The following is a 14,893-nucleotide window of genomic DNA, read 5'->3' as shown; positions in this document are numbered from 1 at the left end:
GATGCAATGGCATAACAAGTCGATGCAATGGCATAACAAGTCGATGCAATGGCATTGCAGAGCAAGAAGTGGGGAAATATTTAGAAAATTTGTGTGTACACCATAGCCATTCAGCGGACATGATATCACAGGTATTATTTGCTCGATTGATGTAGCAGTTTAAGTGCGGAATATTTTATGAAGAAAAAAAAAGGATGGCTATTGACGATACTGGTTGTAGCAGCAGTAGGAATCAGCATCTTCATCGGACATAGTAATTCTCTAAAAGCTGCTTCACCTTTAGGGAAAGACACCCTGACGATGATTACTTCCCCAGATTATCCTCCTTATGAGTTTTATGATACGAAAGGAGGCGATCGCCAAATTGTTGGCTTTGATATAGATATTGCCAAAACCCTTGCTGAAAAGCTAGGGTTTAAACTTCAAATAATGGAATCTGATTTTAATGGATTAATCCCTGCACTCCAAGCAAATCGCGCTGATTTTGTCATGGCTGGGATGACTCCGACTCCAGAACGTCAAAAAAATATTGACTTTTCAATTATTTATTACGAAGCCAAAGATACCATTGTCGCTCCTAAAGGTAGCAACCTGAAGCAACCCCAAGACTTATCAGGAAAAAAGCTTGGGGTACAACTAGGAACCATCCAAGAACAAAATGCCCAAAAAATTGCTAAAAAAGTTGCAGGTATTCAGCTAAAGCAACTCAACAAAGTGCCGGAAGTAGTTCAAGAAATCAAATCTGGACGAATTGATGCAGCAATTGTTGAGGATACCGTCGCTAAAGGATTCGCCCAAGCTAACCCAGATTTAGAATTTAATACTATTCCCTCAGAAGAGGCAAGTGGATCGGCGATCGCTTTTCCCAAAGGTTCTTCTTTTGTAGAACCGTTTAACAAAGTTCTTCAACAAATGAAGGACGATGGCACATTGGCCAAACTTGTCACCAAATGGTTTTCACAGAATACCGCCGCCAATTCTGCATCTTCAACTCCTACCAAAGGCGGATTGAATCTCGACTTCACCAGAATCCTTCCCGATATTCCCTTTATTCTGCGGGGAATCCCGTTAACTTTGTTGTTCACGCTACTATCTGTAACCTTGGGGTTAATCTGGGGAACAATCTTGTCTCTGTTAAAAATTCTCGGCATCAAGCCGCTTACCTGGGTTGCGAATGCCTACACCTCTGTTTTTCGAGGTACACCTTTGTTATTACAGTTGGCATTAGTTTACTACGCAACACCCCAGCTTACAGGCTATGACATTTCCGCATTGGAGGCTGGGGTGCTAACTTTTACTTTGAATTCTGGCGCTTATATGTCGGAAACCATCAGAGGTGGAATTCAAGCGGTGGATAAAGGGCAAAGTGAAGCGGCAATGTCTATGGGTGTTCCCTATTGGTTGATGATGTGGGATGTGATTTTACCCCAAGCATTGAAGAATATTCTCCCAGCATTGGTAAATGAAACTATTGGATTGCTTAAAGATTCCGCGCTGGTGTCAACGATTGGGGTGGTGGAAATATTACGCAGCGCCCAAATCGTTGGTGCAAATAAGTATATTTATTTTGAACCACTGTTATTTGCAGGGTTAATCTACTATGTTTTGGTAATGGGTATGACCTTGGGTGCATCCGCTTTAGAAAGGAGGTTACGGGAAAGTGAATAATGTAGTAATTCGCACAGAATTCTTATGTAAATCCTTTGGCAAACTTGACGTACTCAAAGATATTTCCACTGAGTTTTATCAGGGAGAAGTGGTTGCCATATTAGGCCCTTCTGGTTCAGGTAAGTCTACCTTTTTACGATGCATAAACTTGTTAGAACAACCTACCAGAGGCAGAATCTACTTTCACGACCAAGAAATTACCAAGCCCAAAGCAAACATTGCGAAAGTACGTCAGCATTTGGTGATGGTATTTCAACATTTTAATTTGTTTCCCCACATGAATGTGCTGCAAAATGTCACCTACGCACCCATCAAGGTGAAAGGTGTTAACAAGCAAAAAGCAGAAGAACATGGCTTAGAATTGCTTGCTAAGGTAGGTTTAGAAGAAAAAGTATCTGTGTACCCATCGAAACTATCCGGGGGACAAAAACAGCGAGTAGCGATCGCGCGGGCATTAGCAATGGAACCTCAGATGATTTTGTTTGATGAACCTACCTCTGCACTAGATCCTGAAATGGTCAAAGATGTGCTGGAAGTGATGAAAGATTTAGCGCTATCAGGTATGACAATGGCGATCGTGACTCATGAAATGGGGTTTGCAAGAGAAGTTGCCAATCGGATTATGTTCCTCGACCAGGGAAGTTTAGCAGAAGACGCTACCCCTAACGAGTTTTTCCAAAATCCTCAGTGCGATCGCGCCAAGCAGTTCTTAGAAAAAATGCTTTAGAGACTTCCAAGAAATAAATTATCCAATATTGTGGGGTGGGCATCTTGCCCGCCTTTGACTATGGGCGGGCGAGACGCCCACCCCACAATAAATAGTTGTATATTTTTTTATTTGGAAGTCCCTTAGAACATGAGAAATTCGCCGCTTTTTTTGTATTCTTGAAACTTTTCTAAAACGGGGCGATCGTTTGGCATTAATGTAGGTAAGTCAGCCAAATCACAAAATTCCAGCGCCAGCGATTCTCCATCTAAGCAAGCCAGGCTGCCTGACCATTCAACGGCTCGCAAAATTAAAATGAAATTTTGGACGCGATCGCCGTTAGGATAAGTGACAGCTTCAAAGGCTGGGTTGGAAGAAAACCCCACAGCGGCAAAACGCTTAACCGTTAAACCAGTTTCTTCAAAAACCTCTCGTGCTGAACATTCTTCGGCAGATTCACCTATTTCAGGACAACCGCCAGGTAGCCCCCAAAGTTTGAAATCACTTCGCTTTTGCAATAAAACACGCCCTAAATTATCTTCAATAATCACACGTGTGCCAAATAATAGAAGTATGCGATCACCTAAAATTTGTCGTAACTTGCCGAGATAAGAATCTGACCAATTCGCCATAACGAGAAAATTTGTAAAGAAACTCTAAAGGTAGCAAATAGCGATCGCCTGAAAACAGGATAATGCAGCTGAACAGGTTAATCCTTCCCATTCAACCTAGAATTATGGCATCTCCACCGAAAATCCTCGCCTTTGCTGGCAGCACCCGGATTGATTCTTACAACAAAAAATTGGTAAAAATCGCGGCAGCTGGCGCTAAGGCAGCTGGCGCAGAGGTGACTTATATAGACCTCCGCGATTTGCCTTTACCTCTATATGATGAAGACTTGGAAGCTCAAAAAGGACTACCTGCCAACGCCCGCACTTTTAAAGACTTGATGATTTCTCATCAAGGATTGCTGATTGCTTCGCCGGAATATAACAGTTCACTCACAGCAGTTTTGAAGAACGCCATTGACTGGGCATCCCGTCCAGCCCCAAACGAAGCACCATTGGCTGCTTTTGCAGGTAAGGTTGCTAGTATTATGAGCGCTTCCCCAGGCGCACTTGGTGGTTTGCGGGGGTTGGTTCACCTACGGTCTATTTTGGGAAACATAAAAGTTTTGGTACTTCCCGATCAAGTAGCAGTATCCAAAGCTTATGAAGCCTTTAATGCTGATGGCACGTTAAAAGATCCGAAACAGCAAGAATCTATTGAGCAATTAGGCGATGGCTTAACAAAGATATTGCAGAAGCTTAAGTAATTTACAACAATAAATATACCGATGCCGTTGGTTTCGACACTTCGACAGGCTCAGTGCATCGCTTCGCTCAACCAACTGATAGATCGAGAGTTGAGCGAACTTGTACTGAGCGAAGTCGAAGTAGTCGAAACTCGCCAACACATAGGGATTTTGATAAATTGCAATTAGCGCCAATCCTTTTTGATATCGCGTCCATTGCGTTTCAATCCCTAATAGGGATTTTGATAAATTGCAATAATGTCTTGTCGTCAAGCCATCAGCAGACCTGTATAAGTTTCAATCCCTAATAGGGATTTTGATAAATTGCAATTTCGAGTATTCCTTGATGGGGTGGACTTAGGAGCGGGTTTCAATCCCTAATAGGGATTTTGATAAATTGCAATAGCGGGAGCCTGAAAGTCAAGCTGTATTTAGTTTTCAAGGTGCGGTTGCGCGATTCCAGAGCAATCATAGCATTAGAGAATTTGTTTGGAAAGAGCGCCAGGAAAATTTAAAGGCTGAAATCGTATTTTGATAAGCATTTCAAAGATTGCGCGGATGAGGAGTAGGCGATTAATTGGTTGAAAGCCTTACTGGAGTTGGGATAGAAGCACTTTTTTATGACTGTGAAATTTCTACACCTACCCTTCCGCGCATTTGAGATGCAGAAACCTAGCTAGAAGGGGACTCAGCAAAGAAAATTGTTTCGTCCCGTGGCTGTTCTCCACCAATACGTTCGACTTTTCGCTGACAACAGCCACAGAGAAAATAAAAGCGCACGCTGTCAGTGTCGGGTTTAATCAATTTGGCTAAACGCGATCGCAGTTTAGCATACTGAGTGGGAGTGATATCACACTCAAACACACTAAGTTGCATCCATTGTCCATAAGACTTGAGAATAGAATGGATTTTAGTACGACGCTTATCTTCTGGAATGTCGTAGCTGACAACAATATACATGAAGGGAGTAGGGAATAGGGAATGGGGAATGGGGAATGGGGAGAAATTACAAGTTATTTGAGAACTAGGGGAGGATATTTATCGATTTCGTTCATTAGGTATTTACTTAATAACCTCGCCTGAATTTCAAAGGATTCTTGATAGGTGCATTTGGTTCCCATAACTGGATGTTTGAAACTCGATAGTTTCTTTTGTTGATAAGCGCGAAGAAATGTATGCAGTCCCTCTTTGGTTAAATTTACCGCACCACTGAGCGGTTCGGTGGTAAAGTCAGTTAGGGTTAGCGATCGCTTGTTAATTAGCGACAACACAACAGCATCCACTATTAAAGGACGAAATTCTTCCATCAAATCCAAGGCTAGGGAAGGTCTACCATAACGTTCAACGTGTAAGTATCCTAGATAAGGATCAAAGCCAACAATATTTAAAGCACTTTGCACATCATGACGTAGCAATGAATACCCAAAACTCAGTAGAGCATTAACCGGATCGGTTGGTGGGCGGCGGCGTCTGGCTTCAAATTGAAATTCTGAGGTTTTGATTAGCTGTTGAAAGCAACCGAAATAGGCTGCACTCCCAGCACCTTCTAAGCCTCTGAGGGAATCAATACTGCTAGTTTTTTCGATTGGTGCGATCGCGTTTTCCAATTGAGTGATGTTATTATTCAGGTCAAGATCAGGATGTTCTCGCTGAGTGCGGAGTAAGCTATGGCGGTAATTTTTTAATTTACCTCGCACAAATCCTCTAACTAAATGTATTGCTGGTTCTGATTCTCCCACAGCTTGCCATTGGGCTTTACGAACAAAGATATTTTTAGTAGCTTCTGGTTCTAAACGCCCTAAATATCGTCCGTTTTGTGTGAGAAATGTTAAACAAATATGACGTTCTAAAAGTTCATTTACGACAGAGGGAGAAACGGTAGCCCTTCCTAGTACTACAATTCCTTTTATTTTAATTAAAGGGATATCCAAGATTATTTTTTGTTCAGCTTTGACGGTGAGACGTTCGTCAACTTTGCCGATAAAAGCATCAGCTTGTGTTACGTAAAGTGTTCCCATGATTTAATCCTTAATTAATTGAAAGTTATCAAACTCAATACAATTTTGTTAGCTTATTTACTACGCGAAGATCCCCCCAACCCCCCTTAAAAAGGGGGGCTTATCTTCCTCCTTTACCCCCTTTTTAAGGGGGTCGCCACAGGCGGGGGGATCTTATTTGAACAGTCTTGAAAGTTAATATGTCCTCAAGCAAGAATTTACCAGAGTATGATTTAATTTACTTCTTGATAACTTTTGACTTTATCAGTGGCTTTGGGCAAACATTGCGAATAAAGACTGCATCCTTTGCAACGTTTGCTGTAAAATGGTTTTGGCATTGTTCCTGTTTCTAGGAGATTTATGACAGATTGAATAGTTGCGATCGCACTCTTTCTCAACTCTTGATTAATCTCTACTAATTGCCGTTGATGCGAGTGGGCATAATAGATATATCCAGTGTTAACTGGTTCTCCTGTCATCTCTTCTAAACATAAGGCTTGGGCACAAACTTGCAACTCATCGTTATCCCATTCGCCTTTGCGTCCTCGTTTATATTCCACTGGGTAAACTTGACCAGATTCGGCTTCAATTAAATCAGATTTCCCGATGAGTTTATATTGCTCCGACTTCAGCCAAATTGCCCGAACTTGCCAAGTTTCTCCTCGCTGTATATCGCTTGTGGTGTGGACGCGATCGTGTAAAGTTGTGCCTTCAATTGTGTATTGATTATCAGTAAACTCCCCTGCACAAAACATCCGCCAACAGCGATGCGGACAATAGGCATATTGATTCAATGCCGCAATAGAAACATATTCAGTTTGATTCATAACTTAGGTGGTTTTTAAATTATTATTAGAATTATGGAGAATACAGCCGTCGCGTCATTCCCATTCCCATAGTTGTTTTACGACCAATTCCTGCATACAAAGCAAAGTCAGCTAAAGCGTTAATCTGTTTAATTTGTATTGGTTCAATTTCTCCCAATATCTTGTAATTAACTTCGCCAATAATGCCGATAAATTTGCTGCGTGAGTCGGTTACTATTTCTGTGTGAATATTGACAAAAGAAGGAAATATTGACTCAATTGCAATCTGAGTAAACTCTATGCCACTGTATTTATTCCACCGCGAAAGTAGGGAATTGAAAACAGATTCTCTGGTAGGAAGAGTAGTATCATACTGTCCTTGACGGAAGGCGGTAGGTGTGGAGAAGCTAAGGTTGATGGAAGAATTGCGCTCACTGGCTTCTTCGTATAATTGAGCGTAAGTATTGGCATTTGCCCAAGGTTGAATAGATTGGGGTGTGCCTTGAATGCTGGTAATATACAAGTCAGCCGGGCCAAGATGCCAAGGGCGATTGGGATTCAGATTTAGCCAGAGTTGGGTAAGTTTGCTAAATAGAGTGTCATCTAATAAGGAGATGCGCCACCAACAAGGAGTTCCGGCGGGAATGGGTTGTTGATGTGAGTATTGCAATTTAGATCCCCCACTACCCCCCTTCAAAAGGGGGGAGTTAGTTTGGAGGGGAGAAAGAGTGAAAGCTTTATCTGCGGTGGAATCGTGCAAGCGATCGCCTAATGTGCTATCTACAGAACTAACAAGGGTTAAAAATAGGGCGTGGAGATGTCTACCTGTAAGATACTGTGGTGGAATGGGCGATTGAGGTAGCAAATTCAACACTAAACTATGAGGCATACTTTCTCTTTTTGGTTGTAGACTGAGTGATTCTTGACTCTACAGTAAACTCAGGGATTTCCTGAAGTTCAGCTTCACTCAAACTATACTGTTCACAAACGAGACTTAGGCGATTTCCTGGGGTTTTGACAGCGTTAACCGAATGGGTTAAATCACCTTGAAAATAAACTAAAGTATTGAATTGGGGCTTAATTTGCCCAAGTTGGCGTTTGTGCGATCGTAATACCAGTTCTCCCCCTTCCATATCCGCAGGTACGCGCACATAAAGAACACTGACAAGCGCAGGCGGTTCAATGGTTTTGGAGTAGGAACGTAAGGAGCGATCGATATGCGGATCGACGCGGGAGCCTTCTTTGAGTTGTAAAGGATTGAGGTAAAAAGCATTACAACTTGCTTGGAGAGCCAAATCTAGGTAAGGCTTGAAGTAGGGAAACTGCTGTTCTACTTTTGCTAATCCAGAACGCTGAAATACTACAGAAAATCCTTTAGTGGCGACAAAATCGCGGTTGAGGTTGTTGATAGCGAAGTAAGGACAAGCTTGGATTTCTCCCCACAAGTTGTTTAGGTAATCGCTGGGGAAAGCGTTGGTTTGTTGTTGATAGTGTTTCACGATGGGTGTGAGAGAAATATACTTATAAATCGATGTTCTACAAATTCTCGCACCATTGGTGCGAGAATTTAATTACTTATCCTGCAATAAAAACTTCATCATCTGGAAGACGTAATTGTTTAAACTTCATTGCCATTGTTAAAATTCCTGACAAGCCTGTAAAAAATCTATATTCTTTCTCCATATCATTACAAACAATAGTTATTGGATAAGAAGTAATTCCTTGCTTGCTTAATTGAAAAACAACAGCAGCATTTGTTCTTGGGCAAATAATTACTCCTGGTAAAAGATGTTTATTCAAAGCTTGTATTAGAGGTGTGGGTCGTATTGCTCCTCCAGCACTGCGGATAATTTGACAATTTTTAAAAGCTGTTAGTTTGTTCAGTTCTGTACTGATAAAATTTTGCCAGTTATCAATATAACGCAATCTAAAACTCAATTGATAAGTTTCAGTAGCGCGACTGGTGACTTCAATATAATCACCATTTTGGATAAATTCGTAATAGCGCAATAGGTGAAATGGATCTAGTCTTGTTTCCTCTGATTCATCTAAAATAAAACCATGAGGGTCACGAATGGAAAGACTTTCAAACAGACTAGAGCGAAAATCAAATAATGGTGCATAACTGGTACTAAAAACTTCAGCAAATTCTTTTAATTCAGCTATTACATGATTATCTTGTTTAAGCAATGAGTTTACGTATTCTTCTATAGTGGCTCGTCCGGCTTGTAAATCTGCCCAATCTTCACTAAAATTTGCTTTGATAAAAGTTTTAACAAAGGCTTGACCACCTTTGATATACTTCCAATCCTTTTTGATTTCTTTGGGAGTTTTTTTCGCAATAGTTTCAGCACCTCTCAAAAGTTTCATTCTATAACGATAATCATCCCAAGTTCTGTTTCCGTCAAAAATAGATTTTAGAGTATTGAACAAATCCAAAATCAATTTTTCCTCAGCTAAACCTTCAAGCATTTCTTCCAATTCCAACAAGGGACGGGCAATTTCCAGAAATGCTTCTGAACGCCAGTAAGCTTTTAAAAAAGGCTTATCTAAACAGGGAAGTGTTTCAAGTAAGTCTTTTAGCGCGGTACGTCCCCCAGTAGTATCTAGAGAGGTTAAACCTTCTTCCCAGGCGTTAGCAGGTAAGTAAGCAATAGCTTCTGAATCAATATTAGTTTCAGATTTACCTAAAACACGCCCTACCCTACCAATTCTCTGCCAAAATGCGGCGCGATCGCGTGCTGAAAAAATCAACCAATCTAAATTTTGTCGTTTCGGTTCAGGATGTCTTTCAAAGTTAAATCCTACATCTACAGTGCTAGTAGCCAAAATGATTTTACATTGCATAGCCCTTTGTCTATCTTTTTTCGGTGCAGGGCCTGTAATGCGTCCGATGTCATTACCAAGTCCTTGCTGTCTTAACAAAGTTGATAAACAATTAATATTATCAAGAGAGTCAAGAATTACAGCACCATTTTCATCAGGTCTTTCTCGAAAACGTTGGACAACTTCTGCTGCTAACTCTGCTAACCACTCTTCCTTACTATCTGGTTTTGGTCTTAATTCTAGATTAACTGCTGTTTGTGAAGGTAAAAGATTAGTATTACCTACTTCTCCATCAATTTTTGCTATTTTCACACCAGCCTGTTTTAAATTTTGCAATGCTAATTCACAAGCTGGTTCTGGTGTTGCTGTGAGTAAAACTACCTTGCGTCCATTTTCAAAAAACCGAAAAACGTGAGAATAAGCAAGATAAAACAGCATTCCTACTAGCTGTTTAGCATCGTAGAGGTGAAATTCATCAAAAATGACTGTAGAAAATTTGATGTAAAAACCAGCAGCAATATTGCCTCTATCCAGATTGTTATATGCAAAGAAAGTTGCATAGTAAAAAATATCAGGATTTGTTACCAAAAGAATTGGTGTATTTGCCCCAACATCATTGAAAATTGTAGCTGGATTTCGCAAAACATTATACAGCTTTTCTCCTGAACGACGGCCAACTTTATCGTCAGGCCAGCTTTTAATATCTTTAGCTGAAGCTGATTTTACAACATGAGGTAAATTAGCATCACGAATAAACTTTTTTACTGCTTCTGTTTGCTGTTCAATTAAAGCATTAGTAGGAGCAATGTAAACAGCACTATTATTCGGTTGATGTTTTAATACTGCTAATCCTGCTTTAGTTTTACCTGTGCCAGTTGGTGCTAAATCAAGGGTAATGTCTGCATCTTGCGATTGTTCAAATACATCTAGTTGGTGTTGAAGTGCATTCTTTATGAAAGATATTTTATCTGGTGATGCACAAGCTGAAATATTGCGAGGTTCTAATCTGATAACTAAGTTTTGATTACTCATTGCTACTTTCTCTACCGCAAAAATGCAAATCTGCTGGTACAATCATTTCCCCAACTTGCCAAGCAGCACCCCGAAAACGAAGATTTTTAATGATGGGTGCAGGAGGAATAGAAATTAAATCGAATGCTAAAGCCTCTATTTGCTGTGGTAAATCAGCAGCATTTAGATAATGTTGACTTTGATATTCACTTTCTGGTAGTAAAGTTACAGGAAATTCATTCAGCACATTCACCTTGACTTTACTCATGAATTTACCAAGGCGAATATAATTTGGTAATTGGTAATTTCCAAATACCAAAGTTTGAAATTTATTTCTACGTTCAATCATCCGCAGTCTTCCAGTTTGCGGAAAATTACTTGGTCTAAATGAACTTGGTTTTTTGCCTTGGCGTTGTAATGGTAAATCTTCCCGCGCCGTAGCAACACGATTATTAGTCATTGCATACCAGTAAGAATCAGAAAGAGCATTGAAACGTTCAAATCTGAATGTCACACTACCTACTGGTGAAGCTGGTAAGATATAGAAATCTTGTGCGATTGGTTGTAAATCTTCTTTGTAGGTTGGTCGTCCTGTAGCCTGACCTTGGAGGCGATAGGGGGAATTTACTTTACCTAAAGCATAGGTAAGAGCATAATTCCCAATTACCCCCTCAGTGTAATAGGTATCAGACAACTCCCTAGAGGCAAAAAAGACTGGTTCAAGACAGTATAATTCAACAAGTTTTGCCTGCTGAAAAGGAATTGTTGACATAACCTAAATCTCTACTTCAACTGGTGTATTCTTGCCTTTCGCCTTAGCCTTTTTCTTTTCAGGTGCAACCTGACGGAAGGATTCATAAGATTGGGTTAAACGCTTGAGAAAATTATCACGTTCAGCTTCTGACCAATTAGTTTCTACATCAGTCAGTAAATTTGCTAATTCTTCTTCAGATAGCTGCACAGAAACCCCTCTTTTATTTTTCCAATTACCAATTACTTGTTTGCTTGCTGTAATTAATTGATTAATATTCAAAGGGTGTTCTAAAGGCTTACCTAAGACATCATAAGTAGCTTGTACAAGTTCTAGAGAACTAGGAAGTTCGGTAATACTACCAAATACACCTAATATCTCGTTTTCCATTCGTCCAACGCGACTGGAAACCGCACCATAACGACTTGTGAAAATAATGTTACCGATGATATAGCGCAGTTCATCAGCAGTTACATCCTTTAGGGTGACGACATCCAAAAAATGCACACCTGGTTTGATGTATTCGCTAGTATTTAAAGCTGTTGATGCTTTTGTATCTTCATCTTTCTTTAACCGCATTGTGCCATTTTCGTAGATGGCGTTTATGGTGCGATCGCCTACAACATCACTAGCAGGTAAAATACTAAAAGCATCTTCAGTCCAAATGCGACTTTTTTGAGCGCCACCACCACCAGCAGCGAAGCCGTAAAGGAAACAATCTGCACACATTTCACAAGGTGCATTAGTATTTAAAGAACAAAGAGCGCCATCTTTAGGGTTAGTGTATAAAAGCTCATGCGCTCTTAAATGTTCTCGTCCGTAGCGTCTTTCTGGTGCTACTTGTTTACGTTTAGTCATTACCAAACGTTGAATTATAGTTTTTTGATTTTCACCCTCTAAACCAGCTTGGACAAATTCGCTACACATCGGTTCGCCTGAACCTTCTGTACGAAAAATAGTTTCAGAATGGGTTGTTCTTAAAACAACTAAAGTGATAAAACGTCCTTTGGGGAAGTTTTCATAAGTTGTTGCTAGAACTGAAGAAAGCTTTTGAATTGACATGATAAACTCCTTATTCATTATATAGATGTAGTAGCTTCGACAGATTCGTTATTAGACTTGCTCCTTAGTAAAGCATCTGCTTCTTCAAAGAAGAATAAATAAGCTGCTTCCAAGGTTTTTTGATCAGCTAAAAGTTTTTCTGGGCGTGCTTGATAAACCTCTTCATAGAGTTTTCGTAAAACTGCATAGTAGCGTTTGATGTATTCATATTTAGTTTTCTTAACTCCATGTTCACGAATTCGGTCTAACCGAGTATGGTATTGCTGTACTAATGCAGCGAACATCAAATCTAAATCCATATAAGATTTATGTGAACGCACGGCTGCTGTAAACTTGGCAAAAGGTTCTACTAATGATGTACGTTTCTCACGAGAACTTCCCCATAGTTTAGCTTCAGATGCAATTGCAGCAGATTCTCTAAGATATTGAGTCAATAGCGTATTTTCATTATTAGGCATAAGATTATTGAGTAAAGTATTTAACGGCAAAGAAATGCGATTCCAAACTAATCGAAAATTTGGTTCATCTTGTTCTCGTAAAGTCCAACGTAGCAAGACATAATAAAGTTCAATTGGTCTGACACAAGCACGAGCCAAATCATACAAACAATCATCAGCTTTCTGAATACTTGCAACAGATATTGCTAGTTTACCAATGCATCGCAGTCTTTCAAGAATCCTTTCTGCACTTAAAATCTTTTTATTCTCCTGCTCCTCTTCATTTTTAAAACGTTTATATTGCCCATTTCCAAGCACATATTGAAGGGCTGATGGTATTCCTTCTACTCGTCCAAAAATCCTACTATCATCAGTATCTTTTGATATTTCTGCTTCCAAGTTGCCACTTAGGACAAAAGGAAAACCAATATCTAAAGATAAAGATATTTCTAAAGCTAGTCTCAATGATTTTAATAAAGATAAAGAAGCATTAACATCTCCCCAATTAACAGGGGTAACTATATTAGTGTGAACAAATTCTCGTCGTTTTGGCAATGCAAAGCCAACAACTTTGTTAGCAGTAAATTGCAAAATTCCATCCCGATACAGTTTAAGTTCATCAACAGCTACAGGGCCTCCCTCAGCATTAGTAGTAACTAGTCCATCTATATAATCTCGCCATATTCTCAGAAGTTCTGGAGAAGAACCTTTCGGTAATGAAAAATGTAAATAAAAAGGATCTTGTTTTTTAACAGCTGTAAAGTTTGCGCCAACTGCTATTAATTGGTAGGCTAAAGCTGCAATTGAATCTGCTTGTCTTTTCGGTTCAGCACTGATACCACCCGGTAAGCGGTTAGAAAAAGCTTGTACTTTTGTACCAGGAGGCATATTATCTGAAATTAGTTCATCTATATCAGTGGAAGTAGAACCTAAAGAGCATCTTTGTCTGGGATTTGCTTCTACATAAGCATTTAAATCATTGCCTCCATTTAACCGAATAGCAAAAGGTAAATTTACCATTCTGCTAACGGCTGCAATCATTTCTTCAGATACTTCTGTTTCTTCAGATATTTGTGTACTTTCCTTTCTTAGTTGGAAAGATTCTTGTAGAGCTTCTCTAATACCCTCAATTCCTTTAACAGCAGCCTTAGCAGCAAATAAAGGTCGCCCATATTGACCATTAAATGGCTCAAGTGCAATGCGCTGAAGTTCAGATATACCCGTATGATGAGCGATTTTATCCCAAACGTCTTTAGGGCTTAATCCGGCTTCACGATAACTAAGATAAGCTGCTTTTAACCCCTCAGATATAGCAAATTCTTCTGCATTGCTTACAGGTAATAACTGAAGTTCAGCCGCTTTTATTAGTGCATCTGCACCAGCCGCTTCACCCCACTTAGTTACATCTTTAGAAATCTTGTCTGATTTATAACCAGCTTTTTTTCTTTCTAAAAGAGCCTCAACATTTACCAAAACTTCCTCAATATTTTGTTGGATGGCTTGATGAGTAACTTTAATACCATCCTTGGTAGCTCTGACAAGTCTTTCGATATTATTCCCAAAAACTTGGTCAATTTTACTTTGCCAAACAGCAGCTATTTCTTTTGTAAAATCAACATTTGGTAAAGCTTCTCCTTCAAAAAGTTCGCCATCAGGGAAAATTGCTAAAGGATTTAACCCATGCTTTTGCAAAACTTCTTCGCAAGCACCCAGCAATAGGGCTGTAATATAGCCTTTATCTTCAGAGAGGCTTATTCTAAAGAGGTTACATCTTCTATCAAAAGCAACGGTTAATTCTGTTTCCAGTTTGCGAAAACGTTGTGCATCTGGAATTCCTAAATCAAATAAATCCGCAGCTGTAAGCATCGCCGCCCATCGTTCGATATTTGGGTCTTCTGGTAAAAATCTTGCTCCATCGCTAACGTTATGACCTGAGTGGCGCTCAATTAGCTTTCTGACTAACTCCAAATCATCTTCTGAGACAACAAAGGTAAGTACACAAGCCTTTTCAAGTTGTTCTCGTAAAAATTCTTGATTTCTAGCCAGGGTTTTAACATTGCGTCCTTGAGAACCTTCTAATTTATTGAGGTCATGTACAGCAGTTGCAGCTAGTAGCAAAGGTCTTTTATCTTCTGGAACTTCTGCTATTCGGCTAACTGTCAAAATGAACTGACACGCAGAATCGAGGTGTTCTGCAAGGGTTGTACCCGTTCTCACACCAGTTTGATGATGATGTGCATGATTTTCGTAAAGCTGGGGGCGAATTTCAGTGAAATAACGCTCCTCTAAGGTTTTCGGAGGGCCATTTAAAAGCCTATTGCGCTTGATCATATAA

The 14,893-nt window shown here is 39.8% G+C and carries 13 protein-coding genes; 3 read left to right on the top strand and 10 right to left on the bottom strand.

Annotation, left to right across the window (positions count from 1 at the left end; all coding sequences use genetic code 11):
* Nucleotides 1–177: 177 nt before the first annotated feature.
* On the top strand, nucleotides 178–1,668 hold the full coding sequence (locus RMX69_RS10515) for an ABC transporter permease subunit (protein ID WP_322637429.1): 1,491 nt from the start codon (nucleotides 178–180) through the stop codon (nucleotides 1,666–1,668).
* Nucleotides 1,661–2,395 carry an amino acid ABC transporter ATP-binding protein gene (locus RMX69_RS10510; RefSeq protein ID WP_322637428.1) on the top strand — a complete coding sequence of 245 codons (735 nt, stop codon included), beginning with the start codon at nucleotides 1,661–1,663 and terminating at the stop codon, nucleotides 2,393–2,395. The genes RMX69_RS10515 and RMX69_RS10510 overlap by 8 nt, the downstream gene beginning before the upstream one ends.
* A 122-nt stretch (nucleotides 2,396–2,517) precedes the next feature.
* Here the strand turns inward: RMX69_RS10510 and RMX69_RS10505 are convergent, their stop codons facing one another.
* The gene (locus RMX69_RS10505; protein ID WP_322637427.1) at nucleotides 2,518–3,006 is read right to left on the bottom strand and encodes an NUDIX domain-containing protein; all 489 of its coding nucleotides are present in this window, start codon (nucleotides 3,004–3,006) and stop codon (nucleotides 2,518–2,520) included.
* A gap of 62 nt (nucleotides 3,007–3,068) precedes the next feature.
* On the opposite strand from RMX69_RS10505, the gene RMX69_RS10500 reads away from it, so the two are divergent.
* Entirely contained in the window at nucleotides 3,069–3,689 is a 621-nt protein-coding gene (locus tag RMX69_RS10500; RefSeq protein ID WP_322637426.1) for an NAD(P)H-dependent oxidoreductase, read from the top strand.
* 651 nt (nucleotides 3,690–4,340) lie between these two features.
* Here the strand turns inward: RMX69_RS10500 and cas2 are convergent.
* The 9 genes from cas2 to RMX69_RS10455 form a co-directional block, all read right to left on the bottom strand.
* A complete protein-coding gene (cas2, locus tag RMX69_RS10495) occupies nucleotides 4,341–4,628 on the bottom strand; it encodes a CRISPR-associated endonuclease Cas2 (protein WP_069070563.1) in 288 nt (95 codons plus the stop codon).
* Nucleotides 4,629–4,681: 53 nt separating this feature from the next.
* Entirely contained in the window at nucleotides 4,682–5,686 is a 1,005-nt protein-coding gene (gene cas1d, locus RMX69_RS10490; protein ID WP_322637425.1) for a type I-D CRISPR-associated endonuclease Cas1d, read from the bottom strand.
* Nucleotides 5,687–5,898: 212 nt separating this feature from the next.
* The gene (gene cas4, locus RMX69_RS10485) at nucleotides 5,899–6,492 is read right to left on the bottom strand and encodes a CRISPR-associated protein Cas4 (protein WP_322637424.1); all 594 of its coding nucleotides are present in this window, start codon (nucleotides 6,490–6,492) and stop codon (nucleotides 5,899–5,901) included.
* Nucleotides 6,493–6,523: 31 nt separating this feature from the next.
* Nucleotides 6,524–7,360 carry a CRISPR-associated endoribonuclease Cas6 gene (gene cas6 / locus RMX69_RS10480; protein ID WP_289796208.1) on the bottom strand — a complete coding sequence of 279 codons (837 nt, stop codon included), beginning with the start codon at nucleotides 7,358–7,360 and terminating at the stop codon, nucleotides 6,524–6,526.
* Nucleotides 7,350–7,970 (bottom strand): 2OG-Fe(II) oxygenase, encoded by a 621-nt coding sequence (locus RMX69_RS10475; RefSeq protein ID WP_322637423.1) that lies wholly within the window; start codon nucleotides 7,968–7,970, stop codon nucleotides 7,350–7,352. Before RMX69_RS10475 ends, cas6 begins: the two co-directional genes overlap by 11 nt.
* Nucleotides 7,971–8,046: 76 nt before the next feature.
* A complete protein-coding gene (cas3, locus tag RMX69_RS10470) occupies nucleotides 8,047–10,329 on the bottom strand; it encodes a type I-D CRISPR-associated helicase Cas3' (protein WP_322637422.1) in 2,283 nt (760 codons plus the stop codon).
* Entirely contained in the window at nucleotides 10,322–11,080 is a 759-nt protein-coding gene (gene cas5d, locus RMX69_RS10465; protein WP_322637421.1) for a type I-D CRISPR-associated protein Cas5/Csc1, read from the bottom strand. The genes cas3 and cas5d overlap by 8 nt, the downstream gene beginning before the upstream one ends.
* Before the next feature lie 3 nt (nucleotides 11,081–11,083).
* Complete coding sequence (cas7d, locus tag RMX69_RS10460) at nucleotides 11,084–12,121, bottom strand: type I-D CRISPR-associated protein Cas7/Csc2 (protein ID WP_322637420.1); 1,038 nt, start codon at nucleotides 12,119–12,121, stop codon at nucleotides 11,084–11,086.
* Nucleotides 12,122–12,138: 17 nt separating this feature from the next.
* Entirely contained in the window at nucleotides 12,139–14,889 is a 2,751-nt protein-coding gene (locus RMX69_RS10455; RefSeq protein ID WP_322637419.1) for a CRISPR-associated protein Csc3, read from the bottom strand.
* Nucleotides 14,890–14,893 lie beyond the last annotated feature (4 nt).

This window comes from Nostoc sp. EspVER01, assembly GCF_034530635.1.
GTDB lineage: Bacteria > Cyanobacteriota > Cyanobacteriia > Cyanobacteriales > Nostocaceae > Nostoc.
Note: the sequence above shows the minus strand (reverse complement) of the source record. Positions and strands in the feature narration are given on the sequence as shown.

What these genes read in the sequence shown, in the direction of transcription:
- RMX69_RS10505 (WP_322637427.1), bottom strand. Translation starts at nt 3,006, where the DNA reads ATGGCGAATTGGTCAGATTCTTATCTCGGCAAGTTACGACAAATTTTA.
- RMX69_RS10515 (WP_322637429.1), top strand. Translation starts at nt 178, where the DNA reads ATGAAGAAAAAAAAAGGATGGCTATTGACGATACTGGTTGTAGCAGCA.
- cas2 (WP_069070563.1), bottom strand. Translation starts at nt 4,628, where the DNA reads ATGTATATTGTTGTCAGCTACGACATTCCAGAAGATAAGCGTCGTACT.
- cas6 (WP_289796208.1), bottom strand. Translation starts at nt 7,360, where the DNA reads ATGCCTCATAGTTTAGTGTTGAATTTGCTACCTCAATCGCCCATTCCA.
- cas3 (WP_322637422.1), bottom strand. Translation starts at nt 10,329, where the DNA reads ATGAGTAATCAAAACTTAGTTATCAGATTAGAACCTCGCAATATTTCA.
- RMX69_RS10455 (WP_322637419.1), bottom strand. Translation starts at nt 14,889, where the DNA reads ATGATCAAGCGCAATAGGCTTTTAAATGGCCCTCCGAAAACCTTAGAG.
- cas5d (WP_322637421.1), bottom strand. Translation starts at nt 11,080, where the DNA reads ATGTCAACAATTCCTTTTCAGCAGGCAAAACTTGTTGAATTATACTGT.
- cas1d (WP_322637425.1), bottom strand. Translation starts at nt 5,686, where the DNA reads ATGGGAACACTTTACGTAACACAAGCTGATGCTTTTATCGGCAAAGTT.
- cas4 (WP_322637424.1), bottom strand. Translation starts at nt 6,492, where the DNA reads ATGAATCAAACTGAATATGTTTCTATTGCGGCATTGAATCAATATGCC.
- cas7d (WP_322637420.1), bottom strand. Translation starts at nt 12,121, where the DNA reads ATGTCAATTCAAAAGCTTTCTTCAGTTCTAGCAACAACTTATGAAAAC.
- RMX69_RS10500 (WP_322637426.1), top strand. Translation starts at nt 3,069, where the DNA reads ATGCAGCTGAACAGGTTAATCCTTCCCATTCAACCTAGAATTATGGCA.